The 17436-nt window shown below is 32.8% G+C and carries 15 protein-coding genes; 8 read left to right on the forward strand and 7 right to left on the reverse strand.

The window, feature by feature from the left end; genetic code table 11:
* Nucleotides 1–339 precede the first annotated feature (339 nt).
* Nucleotides 340–1230, reverse strand: coding sequence for a LysR family transcriptional regulator (locus EP747_RS17265; RefSeq protein WP_129691338.1), 891 nt, complete (start codon nucleotides 1228–1230; stop codon nucleotides 340–342).
* 195 nt (nucleotides 1231–1425) lie between these two features.
* On the opposite strand from EP747_RS17265, the gene EP747_RS17270 reads away from it, so the two are divergent.
* The gene (locus tag EP747_RS17270) at nucleotides 1426–2685 is read left to right on the forward strand and encodes a hypothetical protein (protein WP_129691339.1); all 1260 of its coding nucleotides are present in this window, start codon (nucleotides 1426–1428) and stop codon (nucleotides 2683–2685) included.
* A 160-nt stretch (nucleotides 2686–2845) separates the two neighbouring features.
* Nucleotides 2846–7135 carry a S8 family serine peptidase gene (locus EP747_RS17275; RefSeq protein WP_129691340.1) on the forward strand — a complete coding sequence of 1430 codons (4290 nt, stop codon included), beginning with the start codon at nucleotides 2846–2848 and terminating at the stop codon, nucleotides 7133–7135.
* A gap of 56 nt (nucleotides 7136–7191) precedes the next feature.
* Here EP747_RS17275 and EP747_RS17280 read toward each other — a convergent pair whose 3' ends face one another.
* The gene (locus EP747_RS17280) at nucleotides 7192–7905 is read right to left on the reverse strand and encodes a DUF421 domain-containing protein (RefSeq protein WP_129691341.1); all 714 of its coding nucleotides are present in this window, start codon (nucleotides 7903–7905) and stop codon (nucleotides 7192–7194) included.
* Between the two features lie 240 nt (nucleotides 7906–8145).
* Here EP747_RS17280 and EP747_RS17285 point away from each other — a divergent pair, with 240 nt between their 5' ends.
* Nucleotides 8146–8961 (forward strand): putative protein N(5)-glutamine methyltransferase, encoded by an 816-nt coding sequence (locus EP747_RS17285; protein WP_235832924.1) that lies wholly within the window; start codon nucleotides 8146–8148, stop codon nucleotides 8959–8961.
* 66 nt (nucleotides 8962–9027) lie between these two features.
* Here EP747_RS17285 and EP747_RS17290 read toward each other — a convergent pair whose 3' ends face one another.
* The 3 genes from EP747_RS17290 to EP747_RS17300 form a co-directional block, all read right to left on the reverse strand.
* The gene (locus EP747_RS17290; protein WP_056467807.1) at nucleotides 9028–9162 is read right to left on the reverse strand and encodes a hypothetical protein; all 135 of its coding nucleotides are present in this window, start codon (nucleotides 9160–9162) and stop codon (nucleotides 9028–9030) included.
* 67 nt (nucleotides 9163–9229) lie between these two features.
* Nucleotides 9230–9874 carry a YczE/YyaS/YitT family protein gene (locus EP747_RS17295; protein WP_129691435.1) on the reverse strand — a complete coding sequence of 215 codons (645 nt, stop codon included), beginning with the start codon at nucleotides 9872–9874 and terminating at the stop codon, nucleotides 9230–9232.
* Nucleotides 9875–9891: 17 nt separating this feature from the next.
* Nucleotides 9892–10329 (reverse strand): GNAT family N-acetyltransferase, encoded by a 438-nt coding sequence (locus tag EP747_RS17300; protein WP_129691342.1) that lies wholly within the window; start codon nucleotides 10327–10329, stop codon nucleotides 9892–9894.
* 127 nt (nucleotides 10330–10456) lie between these two features.
* Between EP747_RS17300 and EP747_RS17305 the strand changes: the two genes are divergently transcribed.
* The 3 genes from EP747_RS17305 (at nucleotide 10457) to EP747_RS17315 (ending at nucleotide 12068) form a co-directional block, all read left to right on the forward strand.
* A complete protein-coding gene (locus tag EP747_RS17305) occupies nucleotides 10457–10909 on the forward strand; it encodes a MarR family winged helix-turn-helix transcriptional regulator (RefSeq protein WP_129691343.1) in 453 nt (150 codons plus the stop codon).
* A 26-nt stretch (nucleotides 10910–10935) separates the two neighbouring features.
* Nucleotides 10936–11454, forward strand: coding sequence for a GNAT family N-acetyltransferase (locus tag EP747_RS17310; protein WP_129691344.1), 519 nt, complete (start codon nucleotides 10936–10938; stop codon nucleotides 11452–11454).
* Between the two features lie 311 nt (nucleotides 11455–11765).
* A complete protein-coding gene (locus EP747_RS17315) occupies nucleotides 11766–12068 on the forward strand; it encodes a transposase (RefSeq protein ID WP_129691345.1) in 303 nt (100 codons plus the stop codon).
* A 77-nt stretch (nucleotides 12069–12145) separates the two neighbouring features.
* On the opposite strand, the gene EP747_RS17320 is transcribed toward EP747_RS17315, so the two are convergent.
* A complete protein-coding gene (locus tag EP747_RS17320) occupies nucleotides 12146–14386 on the reverse strand; it encodes an MMPL family transporter (protein WP_129691346.1) in 2241 nt (746 codons plus the stop codon).
* 118 nt (nucleotides 14387–14504) lie between these two features.
* On the opposite strand from EP747_RS17320, the gene EP747_RS17325 reads away from it, so the two are divergent.
* Both EP747_RS17325 and EP747_RS17330 read left to right on the forward strand, forming a co-directional pair.
* The gene (locus EP747_RS17325; protein ID WP_129691347.1) at nucleotides 14505–15128 is read left to right on the forward strand and encodes a TetR/AcrR family transcriptional regulator; all 624 of its coding nucleotides are present in this window, start codon (nucleotides 14505–14507) and stop codon (nucleotides 15126–15128) included.
* A 402-nt stretch (nucleotides 15129–15530) separates the two neighbouring features.
* Nucleotides 15531–16070 (forward strand): DUF2179 domain-containing protein, encoded by a 540-nt coding sequence (locus tag EP747_RS17330; protein WP_129691348.1) that lies wholly within the window; start codon nucleotides 15531–15533, stop codon nucleotides 16068–16070.
* Between the two features lie 246 nt (nucleotides 16071–16316).
* On the opposite strand, the gene EP747_RS17335 is transcribed toward EP747_RS17330, so the two are convergent.
* Nucleotides 16317–17357, reverse strand: coding sequence for a putative sulfate exporter family transporter (locus EP747_RS17335; protein ID WP_129691349.1), 1041 nt, complete (start codon nucleotides 17355–17357; stop codon nucleotides 16317–16319).
* Nucleotides 17358–17436: the final 79 nt, after the last annotated feature.

Genomic DNA, 17436 nt, shown 5'->3' on the forward strand with positions numbered 1-17436 from the left:
GAATTAGCAGATCCTTATCAAGTTATTATTCAATATAGAGCATATTTGCAAGTTCTCCTTTTGAAAGTATCTACCTTTGTACAAGTTTTAGGTCATAATACCTTAACGGGTAGGGAAACTTTTAATTTTATTTGCGATTTTCAGATTTTATTTGCAGACCACTGTTCATTAGAATGTTTGATTACTCCCAACGGAGGGGTTTTTCAACATCTACTTTAAGGGGGGCAGTCTAGGTTTTTCTGGTTTTTGTCATAATAAGTTAAAGTTTAATTAATCGGGTTAAGAGGAGTGTGTCATATTAAATAATGTTAGAAAGCTTTTTTTCTATTCTTATTGAATCTAATTATTTAATAACAAAATGGATTTTACATAACTGATTAACAAATTAGCAATATCCGATTTTTGTTTATATGAATGTAGTACCCAAAAATCCTGATAAAGTAAGTCCGAATTTTTTATCGGAATTACCTTTAGTTCACCATTTAAAACTTTAGGGTAATTAATTAAAGATATATCGTATCCAACAGATATAGCTTTATTATCGGCAACCATTTGGATTAATGCACTTCCTCTATCTGCATATAAAAAGACTTTGTTACCATTCATTTTAATAGCATTTTGTAAGCTTTTACCGCCTAGTCTGTGAAATATGAATTTCTGTTCAACTAGGTCATTTAGAGTGACGAAATCCTTATTATATAATGTAGATTTTTTTCCTACTACGATACAAGGATAACCAATATGCAAGTGCTCATACTTTAAATGATTTTGTTCTAATTCATTTTTTGACGCTGATAAAAATGCTAAATCTGTATTGGTATTATTAAAACTTTTTATTATTTCTATAGAATCTGATTCTTCTAACTCGAACGTAATATCATCTCTTTCATCTGAAATCTTTAATATTGCTTGATGAACTATAGTAGATATTGCAGGTGTGAATGATACTTTTAGATGATTCGTAAGAGATTTCTCGTATTGGTTTAATTTATGATGTAATTCTTTTAAATTGTTTAATATATCATGAGCCTTGTCTGCAAGAATTCTCCCTTGAGGAGTTAAAATTGCCCCTCTATTATCTCGATGAAAAATTGTAATATTCAATTCTTTTTCTAATTGAGCAATTGATTGACTAATAGCAGATGGTGAAATGTGAATTTTTTCTGCAGCCTTCGATATTGACTTCTCATTTGCTACTTCCAGAATATACTCGAGTTGATTAAAATTCATTTGAATGTACCCCTTTTACTTCAGAAAGTAAAATTATCATTTTAGAAATATAATATATTAGTTTTGAATTAATAGATAGAAGTTTGAATATGTAAATACTGGGCATTAAGTTTTCCTTAAAGTGACATGAAATTGTTTAAATACATTTAAATAAATCCTACAGTTAAAATTAGTTTATAAGGTAGGAGGGAGAAAATGAATCAGATACTTTTAGATGAATTTAAAATACAATTGTATAGTAAGGGTTGGAATCATAATGATTTAGCTGATCACTCTGGAATCCATCCTAGTGACATTTCAAGAGTTTTTCTAAATAAAAAAGTACTTTCCTTCCATTATTTAAATGATATTACACGTGCATTTGGGCTACCTGAGCAGACTTACTATCTCCAGTATTCCAAATTATGCTTTAATCGGAATAAATACTTAGATAAAAGAAGAAGTACTGCATATATCTATCGATGTGCTATTAAAAACTATGAAAATGAACTAAATCATATTATTACTTTAATATTGGAAGAGAGAGCGAAAACGATACGTACTAGGAATATGCAAACTCTTTTTCTAGCAGCTGAAAAATTATTTAATGAAGGATTTGAAAAAGAGTCTCTACCTATTTATCAAATCATTATTGATCATATGCCAGACTATAATACAGAGGAAGTTGCAATTAGTTATTTTCGGAAGTTTTATGTGAATAGATTTACCGAATATGGCCAATTTGCAATTGCTCAAGTAATTGAAAATATCGCTAATATGCCTCTACAGTTTCAAGAGTTAACCTATTTATATCTGACGGCCACTTATTATATATTAAAAAAATGGGATGAAGTGCTCCATTATGCAAAGAGATTAGAAAAAATAACATCAAAACCAGAGCATTTAGGGAGAGCTCTTTTGTATCAATGTTTTGCATTAACTAGGTTAGGAAGCTCATTAGAAGAAGTATTAGACAAAATAGATCAATATGCAACGATTAATGATTATTTTGCTGATATTGCAGTAGGTAATCGACTTGTAGCATTCATTAACTTTGGTCATTACGATTATGTTGATGACTATTTAAAGTGGCTATCTAATCGAGATGATCTTTATGTAGGAATACCAAAAATTTTGGATACATTTCTAAAAATGGGTAGAATAAGCGATGCTACTCACTTAATTGAAAAGTATAATACTTTACTAGTAAACTTATCAACCAGCTCGGATTTGTATAAGCAGCAATTATATAATGAATATTGTTATTTTTACGCGCTATTTTTATGTGAAAAAAAAGAATATCATCGAGGATTGATTGAACTAATTAATGTTGCTGAACGTTTGAAGAGTAATCATAGTGAAAAATTTTTTCATACGATTTTGGCATTATGGAAATATAGAAAACATTTCAATTCGGAAATTGAAGAAAAATATATTCATATGTTATCAGGTTCAAAATTTGACGAAATACAGTGAAAGGAAGAAAAGAACTCTTAATTGGGTTCTTTTTGTTTTGCTTTTTCAAGTCGAAATTAGTCGAAATTTTGACTACATTTGTAGAATAGTCGAATCGTGTCAAATTTCCTTATAATATTAATTGAAAGATAATTGCAAAAATTAATGGGGGAGAGAAAAGATGAAAAAGAGAATTAGAAAAAATGTTACGACAGTGGCACTTACAACAGGTCTTGTAGCTAGCGTTTTTAATCCTGTTTCTGTTACGCAAAACGTTCACGCACAATCAATGTCAAAAGTGGAACAAGTTTTATCAGCATTAACTCCGGCTCAACGCGAGGCAATTAAACAATTAAAAATTAGTGACAAAACGGGACTTCAAGTATCTCCTGATTTAGATCTAACAAGTGACGCTCCAACTTCTGTCATTGTTGAATTTAAGGACAAGCCAGCACAAACAGCAGTAACGGTAGCAGAAACAGAAGGAACAACTCTTTCTGAAGAGGATGCACAAGCAAAAGTAGATGCTTCACACGAATCGTTTGATCAAGATTTAAAAACGATTTTTAGTAAAGAGTTAAATGAGAAGAAAAATCCATACAAAATTAAACGCTCTTACAAAAAAGCATTTAATGGGGTTTCAATGACACTCCCTGCTAATAAAGTTAAATCATTACTTAAATCGAATGCTGTTCAGGCAGTATGGAGTGATTTGCATGTTCAGTTAGATGATCCATCTGTTAAAGAACAAGCGTCTGGACAACAAGGTCCAACTCATAATATGGTAACGTTCCCTGGCGTTGAAAAACTTCATGAAGAAGGTTATACAGGAAAAGGTGTAAAAATCGGTATTCTTGATACGGGAATCGATTACAATCACCCGGATTTAAAAGGTGCATTTAAAGGTGGATACGATTTCGTTGATAATGATAATGATCCGATGGAGACAACCTATGCGGATTGGAAGAAATCGGGACAACCTGAGACAAGTGGTGGTGAAGCCTACTATACTGAGCATGGAACGCATGTAGCCGGAATTATTGCTGGACAAGGTAAAAATAATGCGGACTATGCGGTTACGGGTGTTGCACCAGATGCTGACATTTATGCTTATCGTGTGTTAGGACGATACGGATCTGGTCAAACTTCAGCAATATTGGCTGGTATTGATAAAGCAGTATCAGACGGTATGGATATCATTAGTATGTCACTAGGAGCAAACTACAATGACCCGTTATTCCCTACGGCAATTGCAGTTAATAATGCCGTACTTTCAGGGGTAACAGCAGTAGTTGCAGCAGGAAATTCTGGAAATCGTATGTATACACTAGGCTCACCAGGAAATTCACCTTTGGCAATCACGGTTGGAGCAAGCGATACTTCTGTTACCATACCACAATATTCAGCAACTGCTCATCCATCAACAGGTGATACACCAGTTGATATGAAGCTAGCTGCACAAGGGTATTCTGATAATGTAGCAGATTTACAAGGTCAAACATTTAAATTGGTAAATGTAGGATTTGGTAAAGATACTTCATACTATAAACGTGATTCGAATGGTAATATGATACCAAGAGATGTTGATGGAAAAATTGTTGTTGCAACACGTGGTAGCGTAAGTATAGCAGATATCGTCTCTACTGCTATAAAGCATGGAGCAAAGGCTGTTATATTAAGCAATGCAGATAATGATACATTACAAGATGTATATTTAGGAAATACATTTGGATATATCCCAACATTTTTAATAAACAGTAAACAAGGTCATGCTATTACAGGTGATTTACCGCTAACAAACGCAAAGTTAGATGCTTCGATCGACTTTACATTTGGTAATATGAGTCAAACTGTCACACAAGGTAATAAATTAGCAGACTTTAGTTCAAGAGGTCCATCACGTGTCCTATATGATATTAAACCAGAAGTAACAGCACCAGGGGTTTCTGTCTTCTCAACTGTGCCTGCTTATATGCATAAAGATGACAATGGTAATCCATTAACTGGTTACCAAGATGCGTATGAACGTTTATCTGGTACATCGATGGCTACACCAAATGTTTCTGGGGTAGCGGCTTTATTAAAACAAGCTCATCCAGACATGACGCCAGCAGATATTAAGGCAACATTAATGAATACAGCTGATCCATTAAATGATAAATATAGTGTATACGAAGTAGGTGCTGGTCTAGTTAATCCGTATAAAGCTGTTCATACACAAACAGAAATTCAAGTGAAAGACAAGACGAAAACGTTAAGCAGTAATGCGAAAGATTCGGGTGATACTACTCTAGCAAGTAAAGGAATTAAAACAATTAAAAATATTACAGGTGCATTAAGCTTTGGGGAGCAAGCAGTTAATGGTAAAGATCTGACTGATCAACGTTCCATCACTTTATTTAATAAAGGCTCTGAAGATAAAACGTATGATGTAAAGGTTCAATTCCAGACATTGGATGGCCGATTTACAAATGACTCTAGAGCAGACCAAGATGCTGCAGCTAATGGCGTTACGCTAGATGTGAAATCATCTGTAAAAGTAAAACGATATAGCAGTGCGAATATGGATGCTACAATCAATGTGCCTAAAACTGCTAAACTTGGAACGTACGAAGGATATGTTGTTTACACAAATCAAAAGAATCCTGATGAAACGTATAAAATTCCATTTGCAATTCATACAGTTGATGAAGGAATTGATTATGTAAAAGGTGAACCATCTGCTTTCACAATACCTTACGAAGCAGCTAGCACTTCAACAAAATGGTCAGTGGGCTTAGAATTCAAATTGAAATCTCATATGCGTACATTTGACTTCTTCCTTGTCGATCCAAAAACAAACGAAGAAATTGGATATCTTGGTACAGCGGACGGAATGGGAGCGGATGAGAATATTGAATATTATTTCCAAGGTATATTGAACCAAGGACAATATTATCCATTAACAGGAAACCCTGATAACCCGATTACATTTGATTATAAGGAAGTTGACCCTGGATTATGGAAAATACGAATGGTTGGTACAAATGATAAAGGTGTAACCTTTACGAATGACGCTCCAATTTTCTATGGAGAAAAAGAGCCAAAGGTCACAATGAGCTATGAAGCAGGTCAAATCGTTGAAACGGCGAATCCAACCGACAAAACTGTTAACGTAACAGGTAATGCATTTGATAAAGACGTAGCTGAAATGAAGGCAGCAGGTATTGATGCTTCACAAGGTGATAATAAAATGTATTATTATAATCCAAACAACTCTAGTGAAATTAACTTGCCTGTAGACCAAAATGGAAACTTTAATTCAACAATTCCTTTATCTACAGCTGGTCCAAACACATTGCCAATTACAGAGTATGATTTCTATGACCGAAATAAATCAACTGTAGAAAATTACGGAAGTGTGAGAGACGTTTACTTTGTGAAAAAAGGAACTGCTTATTCTACAGCAATTTCTGATAAACAACGAATCAACATGGGAGATTCAACAACAGTAACGTTCTCAACAAAAAATATGGCAACGAAAGTCAAAAAAGCTGAATACTCATTCTTGTATCCTAAGCAGTACTTAGATATTGTGAGTGTTAACCCACATGGAACATATAATGGAAATCTAGACGTTCAATATACAACTACATCATTTAACAGCTCTTACGATAAAATGACGATTACAGCAACAGCACTTGGAGATCTTGCGACTACAGGCATTACTGGAGATACTTCTTTAGTAGACTTAACGTTTAAAGCAAAAGACAATTATTACAAAGGTCCAATGCAGTTTGAAGATCCGAATGGTTCAACTAGATTCTTTAAAGCAGTCTATACAAATGTGGATAATAGTACCTTAACAACACAAGGTATTCAACCTTATTTCTATATTACTCCAACTTATTCTCTAATGAGAGGGATTGCTTACCCTGAAGGATTAATTAACGGAATCGACACTACAGGCCAACCTACTATGAAAAAACTTGACTATAATAAAGCCGGTACAAAAATTAGTGTGAAAGATTCGGATGGAAAAGAATACGGAGTATCGGATCCATTAGGATATAGTTCAGTTTCCGTAACTGCTTTTACTACTAGACTACCAATCACAGATAAACAATTTACATTATCAATTGACGTACCAGGACATTTCACATTCAAGAAAGATTTTACGGTTGGTTTGAAGGAAGACGGTAAAGTTACCGCTGGATCTAAACCAGTTGATTATCCTTATATCCCTGGTGGAGATGTCAATAAAGATAATGTCATTGACGTAAATGATGCGTTATACATCCAAACATATTGGGGTACAGATAAGCGTGATGCAGACATTAACTATGATGGAGTTGTTGATGCAAAAGATATGCAATATGTAATTGATAACTACTTCATGCAAAATCCATGGAATGATAATTCACCAAAACCAGTTAAGAAATTTAAGGGCAAAACATTGGATAATGTTTTAGAAGCTCTAGGGTTAGAGTAATTTAAAAATTGACTAGAAAATCGGTAATCTCTAAGGAGGTTACCGATTTTTTATATTCATTCCTCTATATCAACAGGCGAATTAATCCGATCTTTGTACAAATCAAAATACAGCTGACCATTTGTTCCGCGAACACAATATGAAACTTCAGCTAATTTCAAACCTCGCCGCTCAATTTCAGTAACGATCCAATCCTTTGTTAGGTGGTTTTGAGTGATGTTTTTATCTATAATTTGACCATCCATAATGATTTCAATAGGGAAATCTGATTGGGTAGAAATAGAAATACCTAAATCTTTTCTAGTAACAAAACGATGTAAAGGTTTCTTTAATATAGATAAATGCCCATCAGGTTCAAAAATAGCGAATTCTACTTCATCTATATCAAATATATCTCTCCTTCTTAGTGCTTGATTGAATGAATCCATTGTAACTTTTAATTTTTTTATGTTTTCTTCAAGTATTTTTCCATCTTGTATAACAACAGTAGGTTCTCCATTGAATATTGCTCTGGCTTTTTTATTTTTTAAAGAAACTAAAGTAGCGAGAAACAAAAACGTACTGAAGATTGTTAAAGCAGTTATATAGTTACTGAATCGTATGGAAGTATTAAAAGTCAAATTACCTGCGATAGACCCTAATGTAATTGATGTAATATAATCATGATAAGTCATTTTTGAAATGGTTTGTTTTCCAAGTAAGTGGGTAATACAAATAAGTAAAACAAACGCTGAAAGAGTTCGAATTATGACATCAAATGTTCCAATCATTACCTTCACCTTTAACTTTTTTTCTTACTATATTTTTACATAAAAGCTATAGAAAATACGTTAAAGTAAATTCTTTTGTAAAGTTATGAAGGAACAGAACGATTGGTCTCTCATATTTTGTTTTTATTAATGTTAAAAATTAAATTAATAATGTAGAAAGTACCTTCTCCAACTACTAGTTTGAAGAAGGTATTTTTTTATTTTTAACGAACTCCCAGTAATAACCTTTATAAAGATTGGGTGGTAATTATAGTAAAGCAAAATGAAATTTATCGTAGTGACCAACTTAAAAATTGTATAATCGAGCAACTTCGGAACGCTGGTTGCGTTTTTGCTGAAGAAGAGGCTCAGCTTCTTATTTCTGAAGCTGAAACTTTGGAAGAGCTTTTAACAATGGTAAAACTTCGAGCTACTGGTTCACCCTTAGAATACATCCTAGGCTTTGCGGAGTTCTATGGCAATAGGATTGCAGTAGTCCCAGGTGTCTTCGTTCCGCGCCGTCGTACAGAGTTTCTTGTCCAAAAGGCTGTTGACTTATCTGTACCTGGTGTCAAAGTGGTTGATCTTTGTTGTGGTTCGGGTGCAGTGGGTGTAGCGATTTCTAAGGCAGTGGGGTTGGTTTCGTTGTATGCGGTCGATATTGATCCTACTGCAGTCCAGTGTGCCAAGTGCAATGTTTCTAAACTAGGTGGTCTTGTATATGAAGGTGATCTTTATAATCCATTGCCACCTCAATTAATCGGGAATGTTGATATTATAGTGGCGAACGCACCATATGTTCCAACTGAGGCAATGAAGTCTCTCCCTCACGAGGCACGTCATTATGAGCCAAAAGTGGCACTTGATGGTGGTAAGGATGGAAATGTTATTCATCGAAAAGTGGCAGAAAATGCGTCTTTCTGGTTAGCTTCAGGCGGGCATTTATTAATAGAGACGAGCAAAATTCAGGCTCCTCAAACAGTTGAAATTTTTAATCAATGTGGATTAATAGCTAGGTTAATACACAATAATGAATTGGACGCCACAGTCGTAATTGTTACAAAACCCCCAATATAGAATTAATTAAAAAACAACCAGTGTAGCCCCGTTATGAGTTACTCTGGTTGTTTTTAGTAGCAAAGTTTATTTTTTGTTCGACTTTTTTGCTAAATTCTGTAGTTCACTTTGAGGCTCAGTTGAAAATTCAACGTCTTTTCCGTATCCTTGTGGATTAACACTTGGAGCCTTTTGTCCTCTTCCAGATGATTTTTTACTCATGTGCTCACCTCCAAGGATAGTGTTTCCGAAGACAGTAGATTTATGAGTAAAAGTAATCTAGTACATGCTATATAGAAAGATTTTTCTCTTTTTCAAAGTTAGGAGATGTACTATGTTGAGATAATACGCGGTCTAAAAATTTTTTTGTAAGTGGCATAAAGCAATTAAGTATTAACCCACCAAAACAAACGGTTAGTATAGTTCCAATGCCGATTGGTCCATTTGACATTAATGCAGTTATTAAGAAAATGAGGTAAATAAGTGTTTTCGAAAAAAAGATATTTGTTCTGGTTAATTCTTGTAGGATTAATGTTAATCTGTCCACTGGAATCGGTGCAAAGTTTGTGTATAAATAAGTTGCAGTTCCGAACCCTGAAATAACTAATCCGATAATATAAAAAGCTATTTTGCTGTACCAAAATTCAGGTGTTATTAAATTGTGTAATAAAAAAAGCCACATATCAATACCAATACCCGTAATAAAGGCAGTTACTAATCCTAAAAATTCTGGTCTTTGTCTTTTTAATAAAGAATTTAGACATAGTAGTAATAAAGCAATGATTATTTCCCAACTTCCGACAGTCAGCCCCACATTTTGGGATAACCCCACTAGAAGCGCATCAAAAGGTGAAGTTCCAAGGTTAGATTGTATATTGATTGAAATACCCAAGGTTAATATTAAAATTCCTAATACGTAAAAAACATATTTCATTTTAATTAATCGCTTTATCATTTAGTTATTTCTTTTAGCATTAGAATATGAGAGATACCATCTTCTATAAAGATATCAGAGGAAGTACGATAACCAAGTCTTTTATAAAAACCTTCTGCATGTGTTTGGCCATGCAATTTTACTTGCGAAGCTCCTTGTTCTTCCGCGATTTCTTCTAAAGCTTTAATAATGGTTTTGCCAAGACCAAATTTTCGGAAAGACTCAAGGATACAAATTCTTTCTAATTTACCTACTCCATCAATAAACCTAATTCTTCCTGTTCCGACTGGTTGTTCATTGTAATGAACTAATATGTGTACGCAATCACCATTTAATTTATCGTATTGATCAAACTCATCTTCTAAAGGTACGCCTTGTTCTTTCACAAATATCTCTTTCCTTATTGCAAATGCTATTTTTAGTTCTTCTTCATTTATTACTTTTTTTGTATTCATTATTTTTATCAGTCCCTTTTAATTAATATTTTTTGTTGTTTTATTGCAAATACAACAAAAATAAGTTAAATTCAATATATATCATTTTTATTGCATTTACAACAAAATTAATGCTAAGGAGTTTATTATGAAGGAAATTCTTCGTGAAATTGGAATGATCGCAAGGGCGCTAGATTCGATCAGTAATATTGAATTTAAAGAGCATGATCTTACAAAAGGGCAGTATTTATATCTAGTGCGAATAGTTGAAAATCCAGGAATCATTCAAGAAAAATTGGCTGAGATGATAAAAGTAGATCGAACTACAGCAGCACGTGCTATAAAAAAACTTGAAATGAATGGATTTATTGAAAAGAAAGAGGATAAAGAGAATAAAAAAATAAAAAAACTCTTTGCAACAGAAAAAGGGGAAAATGTATATCCATTTATAAAAAGAGAAAACGATTATTCTAATATCGTTGCACTAGAGGGATTGTCCGAAATAGAAGTTGAAACAATTTTTAATCTACTTCAAAAGGTAAGAAAAAACGTAGAAAAAGATTGGGAATTTGTAAAAAAGGGAAACAAGAGAAATTATTGATTAGATAAGAGGAGAAACGTATTAATATGACTATCAATATAACAAAGTGTAGCTCTAAGGATTCACACGAACTTCAACAAATCGGTTATGAAACGTTTAATGAGACATTTAAGCATCAAAATACACTTGAAAATATGAATACTTATTTAGAAAGAGCGTTTAATTTAAATCAAATAGAAGAAGAATTGTTAAATCAGTCTTCGCAATTCTTTTTCATTTATTTTAATCAAACCGTTGCTGGCTATTTAAAGGTTAATACAGATAATGCTCAATCTGAAGAAATGGGTGATGAATCACTTGAAATCGAGAGGATTTATATAAAGAAGGAATTTCAAAAACACGGACTTGGTAAAGTTCTGTTTAATAAGGCCATAGAAATTGCGGAGGAACTTAATAAAAAGAAAATCTGGCTAGGCGTATGGGAAAAAAACGAAAATGCTATCGCATTTTATAAAAAAATGGGATTTGTTCAAACTGGGTCACACTCATTTTATATGGGGGATGAAGAACAAATAGACTTTATCATGACTAAAACAATCGTGTAATATGTTTATTTGATATGATATTGTAAAAAGATTGACAATGATACTGATAATCATTATCATTTAATTAAGATAACATTCAATACAAATAACCCCGGTATTGATAAATGATGTCATAAAACCTTATGTATAATTCCCCACCCCTTTTTCATACGGTTATCCAAAAAAGCTTGATTAGTCTCCAAGCTTTTTTGGTATTTATTTGGTGATTTTTAGAGGGAGAATGAAAAGTGTGGTCAATTTGGATAGTTAATATAAATTTGTAAAGAATAAAATTATCATAATTCAATAATAAAATGGGGTAAGTAAACCACTTGAAAACTTTAATATTTTGTTCAATTATTATTTTTCCTTTTATTATGAATGGATTAGCTAGATTTAATCGAATATTTAACACAATCTTTAATTTGATCGCAATCATTTCTTATGTAGTTTTTGGGGGAATTTCAGCAATATCAATTTATGAGATTATAAAACATGATGTTGTTTTTATGACAAATATTCATGCTGTATTTCTTAATATTTATTTTTTAATTTCTGGCTCATACTTAGGGATATATGGTCTATATCAATTGATTAATCTGATGATGAAACAGCTTAATCAAACTAATAAGTAATATACAAAGATTGTTCCAATAAAAAACACCACAACGCATCATTTCCGTATATAATGCATTGTGGTGTTTTTATTATGTTATTTTCCTATTTGCATTTCTTGTTTTGAGTCATACTCTTTTTTCGAAAGTTCACCTGGCCAATATGCAAATCTACCTAATACTGTAGTAATTGCTGGAACTAAAAGTGGACGAACTATGAATGTATCAATTAATACTCCAACACAAGTAACAATACCAAATTGTACTAATACTTGAATTGGTAGTGTTGCTAACACTAGGAAAGTACCAGCCAAGATTAATCCAGCAGATGAAATAACAGCCCCAGTTTTTGCAACTCCATTTGAAACTGCTTCGCGATGAGCTTGTTTCTTTTTATTTTTCCATATTTCGGAAACCATGAATATATTGTAATCTTCACCTAAGGCTACTAAAAATACAAAGGAATATAAAGGAATCGAACCTTGAATCGCGCTAGCCCCAAATCCGTAGTGAAGAATTAGCCAGCCAGCACCTAATGCTGAAAGATAAGATAATATGACGGTTAGAATTAAGTAAATCATCGCTGTAAAGGAGCGTAAATAAGTTAACAGTAATAATGCAATTAATCCAATCATTACCGGAATGATCACCGATTGATCACGCTCAGTTATATGTTTTGTATCTAAATTCGTTACTGTTTCGCCACCAATCCAGTAATGCTTATTTACTTTTTGTATATCATATTCGCTCAATAGTTTCTTAATTTTCTTTTCTAGCTGAGGTATTCGCTCTAATCCTTTAATAGAGTATGGATTATCGACTAAAGAAATTTCATATAATTGTAATTTTTTATTATCTTTACCTGTAATAGGATCAGACACATCTTTTACGAATGAAAGTGATTCTAATTCTTTTTTTACAGGAATATTTTTATTTTCTGTATCGATTATTACTTTAACAGGTGCTAATAAACCTGATGAATAATGGTCAGATATTAAATCAAATCCTTCTCTTGAAGGCATATCTTTAGGAAATGATTGTAGTAAATCGTATGTGTATTGCACTCGAGGTACAAATAGAGCTAACCCTCCTAAGAGTATGATAGAGGCTAGTATAATTGTCCAAGGTTTATGAGTAACTAGTTTTCCTATTTTTTGATTAAATGTTACTTTGATTTGTGTTTTCTTAATTGATTTTCCTTTTTTCTTAGCTCTTAATGCTTCCATTTCCTCTGTTCTTGGAATAAAAGGAAAAAATGAAATCCTGCCAAATATGGAAAGTAGAGCAGGAAGGAGCGTTATAGCAGCAATACCCATAATAAGAACTGCCAAACTAAATGGTACTGCGAAACGATGGAACGCACCATATTGAGCTAATAAGAGTGTGCCTAATCCAATAACGACCGTTAAAGCACTCATCGAGATGGCCCCGCTAGATTCTTTGATCGCGAGCTGAAGTGCTTTATATTTATTTTCTTCAAAAAGTAAATAATCACGATATCTAGATATTAAAAATAAACAATAATCAGTACCTGCACCAAATAATAAAACTGTCATAATCGAAACGGCTTGAGAATCCACCGTAATAATACCTTTATCACCTAAAAAACCTAATAATGGATTTACGATTCCATACGCGAAACCAACGACTATTAACGGGACAATTGCCATAATTGGCGAACGATATAGAAGGATTAAGAAAACTAATACAAGTGATACAGTTGATAATAAAAGTTTAACATCGGCTTGTGAAAATAAACTTACAGCGTCTGTTTGAATACCAACCGGGCCAGAAAAGCGGACTTTTAGACCAGATTCTGTTAATTTTCGTTTTACTGGGTCATCACCAGTATTATTTTTAATTTGTTTTTCTAGTATGTTGATATTTTTTCGTAGTACTTTATCATCTGCTTTTTTGTCAAAAAGAACAGCTGTAATGATTGTTGAACCATCCTCTGAAGTACTTCGTTTAATTGCCTGGATAGGCATTAAATCATATGACGGTGATGTTAATTGATTTTTCAATGGATTATTTCGAAGTTCTTTATAAACAGTTTGAATGACTTTGTAATCGTCCTCATTTAGTCCGTCTTTACGGTTCCAAACAATTAATAAAGGGTTTCCAGAATCAGTTGGAAATTCTTTTTTTATTAGCTGATCCGCTTTTTGTGACATGGATTGCTTAGGTAAGTTATCTGCAGTATTGTTTTCTACTTCGTTTACAGATGGAAAAGTAAATGATAATACAACCGTTAATAAAACCCACACCAACAATGTTAACCATCTTGTACGTTTACTACTAACAAATTTGCCCCAAGAATGAAAAGGGTGATGTTTCATATGGAATTCACCTCACGTATAATTTATTAACTTAATTATATATACTGGTCAGTTAATTATTCAAGAACTTTTATTATGCTATAATGAAGGGGAATTAAAAGGTTAGGAGAGAAGCATATTGGAACAAATGAAACGGCCTCTTGGAAGACCGCCACAGGATTCAAAAAAAAAGCCTACAAAAACAACAATCGTTGAAAATGCAATCCAATTGTTTTTTCAAAATGGATATCAATTAGTTTCAATGGATGACGTAGCTAAACAGTGTGGTGTGACCAAAGCAACGGTTTATTATTATTATCCAACAAAAGCAGATCTCTTTACGGATGCAATGGTTCAAATGATGCTTCGAATAAGTGATCGAATTGCTGAGATTTTATCTACGGATAGATCGTTAAAAGAAAATCTCCACGAAATGGTTAAAGTCCATTTAAGAGCAACTTTTGAAATTGATTTAAAAGCTTTTACGAAAGAAGCGAAAGTCTCTTTATCAGATGAGCAATTACAACAGATGAATAACGCGGAAGAAATGATGTATAATGTGATCGAAAAAGCAATGACAACGGCAATAGAGAATGGAGAAATACCTAAAGGTAATTCAAAATTCTATACCCAATTGTTCTTTGCAATTCTATCAATTGGTAATTATAAGGATACAGATCAAAAGTCAATTTTTTCAACAATAGATGAAATGGCCGATCAAATCATAGATTTCTTTTGGAATGGAATAATGGGTAAAAAATAAAAGAAGATTTACTTTTTGAGTAGATCTTCTTTTTTGAGTGTTAAATAAAACATAATACATATTCAAAATCGAGATGATGAAAATAACTTACAATTACAGTTAACAGGTTCATGAGTAAATGCTTTAGAATAATAGGTCCTCTTTTATTTTTATAGTAATCTTTTAATGTCCTTAAAGAAAAGCAGGAATTTAACTGAACAAGTTGAATTAAGTACTACAACTGGTAAATAATACAAAAAATTCACATTTTGTACGCACCAATTCCAGCTTTATTATTAGAATAATTTTCTACTAGGCTTTCACTTTGATTCCTTAAAAAAAAGTTTAAAAGCAAGGCTTAGGATGAAAAGAATTACATACCTAGATCTGCTATCCAAAAATTTAAACTTTGAGGTGTCAACATTGAAGGATATTTTACTAATCTTATTATTACAATTGATTTATGTACCTATTTTAACATTAAGAACTATTTTTCTAGTTAAAGGGCTGAGTATGGCTGCCGCGTTATTTGGCTTTATAGAAGCAATAATCTATGTTTTTGGGTTGTCGCTTGTTTTTTCCGGAGACCAAAGTACATTATCAATGATTGTTTATGCAGTCGGATTTGGAATTGGCATTTTAATTGGAAGTTACGTAGAAAATCGCTTAGCGATCGGATATACGACTTTAGTAGTTAATTTAACGAACAAAAATAAATTGCTGATTAACCGACTTCGTGAGGAAGGATTCGGCGTGACAGTATTCCAAGGAGAAGGAAGAGATAGCGAGCGTTATCATTTGGATATATTAACTAAACGTAGTAGAGAACCTGAACTTATGGATTTAATTGCTCAATATGAACCGAATGCCTTTATCATTTCATATGAAGCGAGAAGGTTTAAGGGTGGATTTTTATTAAATTCAATGAAGAAAGCAAAACATAAGAAATCGAATATATTATAGACCCTATATAGTAAATAAAAAATCAGAGAAACTGGAATAAAGTTTCTCTGATTTTTTTAATTAATGTATCTTTACTTTCCTAAAAGCTTTGATTAGAATCATCCGATAGAAACCCCAAAATCGATTCCATCATATTGCGGATTAATAGATTTCTAATTTTTTGAGTGATAGGAGTCATTGGTTGATTTTCTGCAACATGCACAGGATTTGGAATTGACTTAAGTTCAGAAATTAAAAAGGTTCAAGTTATAGACTAAAAAATGTTACGAAAGATAAGAGAATAGATGTAATCACGATTGCAATAAGCGGACGAATTGATTTTGTGCGCAATTCTTTTAAGTTAATGTTTAATCCTAAACCAGTCATAGACATTGTTAAAATAAATGATGTAAAAACAGCAATATCTGACATAGTTTCATTTGATACCGGAATTTTTTGTTCAAGGATGTAGCTTCCAACAAAACTCATAATAACAAAGCCAGTTAAAAACCATGGGAACTCCAATTTTGCTTCTCCGTTTAATTTTCCTTTACGTTTCATCCAAAATAAAAGGATAAAACAAACCGGAATCAATAGAAATACTCTGGCAAGTTTGGCTAGCAATGCGTGAGCAAGCGCATCCTGACCTGCAGGTGCAGCTGCTAAAGCTACATGAGCAATCTCATGAAGGCTTATTCCGACCCATGCTCCATATTCAGTTGGGCCGATTGGTAATAAAGGATAGATTAAAGTATAGATGATGGAAAATATTGTGCCGACTAGTGCGATGATTCCAACGGCCATAGCTGTGTCATCATCTTTTGCTTTAATAATTGGTGATACGGCAGCGATTGCAGCAGCACCACAAATACCTGTTCCGATACTTAACAATAGAGATAAATTAACGTCTGCTTTAAGCCATTTTGCAACAGCCATAAGGACTACAATCGAAAATATGATTGTTCCCATGCCTCTCAGTAATAAAGGCAAACCATCACTAAAAATGACAACCATGTTTAGTTTTAATCCGTACAATATGATGGCTAATCTTAAAAGTCTTTTTGAAGAAAATTGAATGCCTGCGCGCAATTTTTCAGGATAACCAAAAAATTGTCTATACACTAAAGCAAGTAAAATGGCACATGCAAGTGGTCCAATATGATCAAACCCTGGTAACTTTGCCATCAGAAAACCTAAAACAGCTATGATGAATGTAAAAGCTACTCCATAGATCATTGCTACATTTAACTGTTTAGTAGGCTTTTTTTGTTGCGCTGTATTTGTATTAATTATTGCCTTTTGTTCCATTGTGTTCATCTCCTCAGGGCGTTCTAGTATTATTTATCGTATCGAATCATTTATCATAAGGAAAATAAATTATTATTAT

Origin of the sequence: Gottfriedia acidiceleris (assembly GCF_004138285.1) — a bacterium.
Lineage (GTDB): Bacteria > Bacillota > Bacilli > Bacillales > Bacillaceae_G > Gottfriedia > Gottfriedia acidiceleris_A.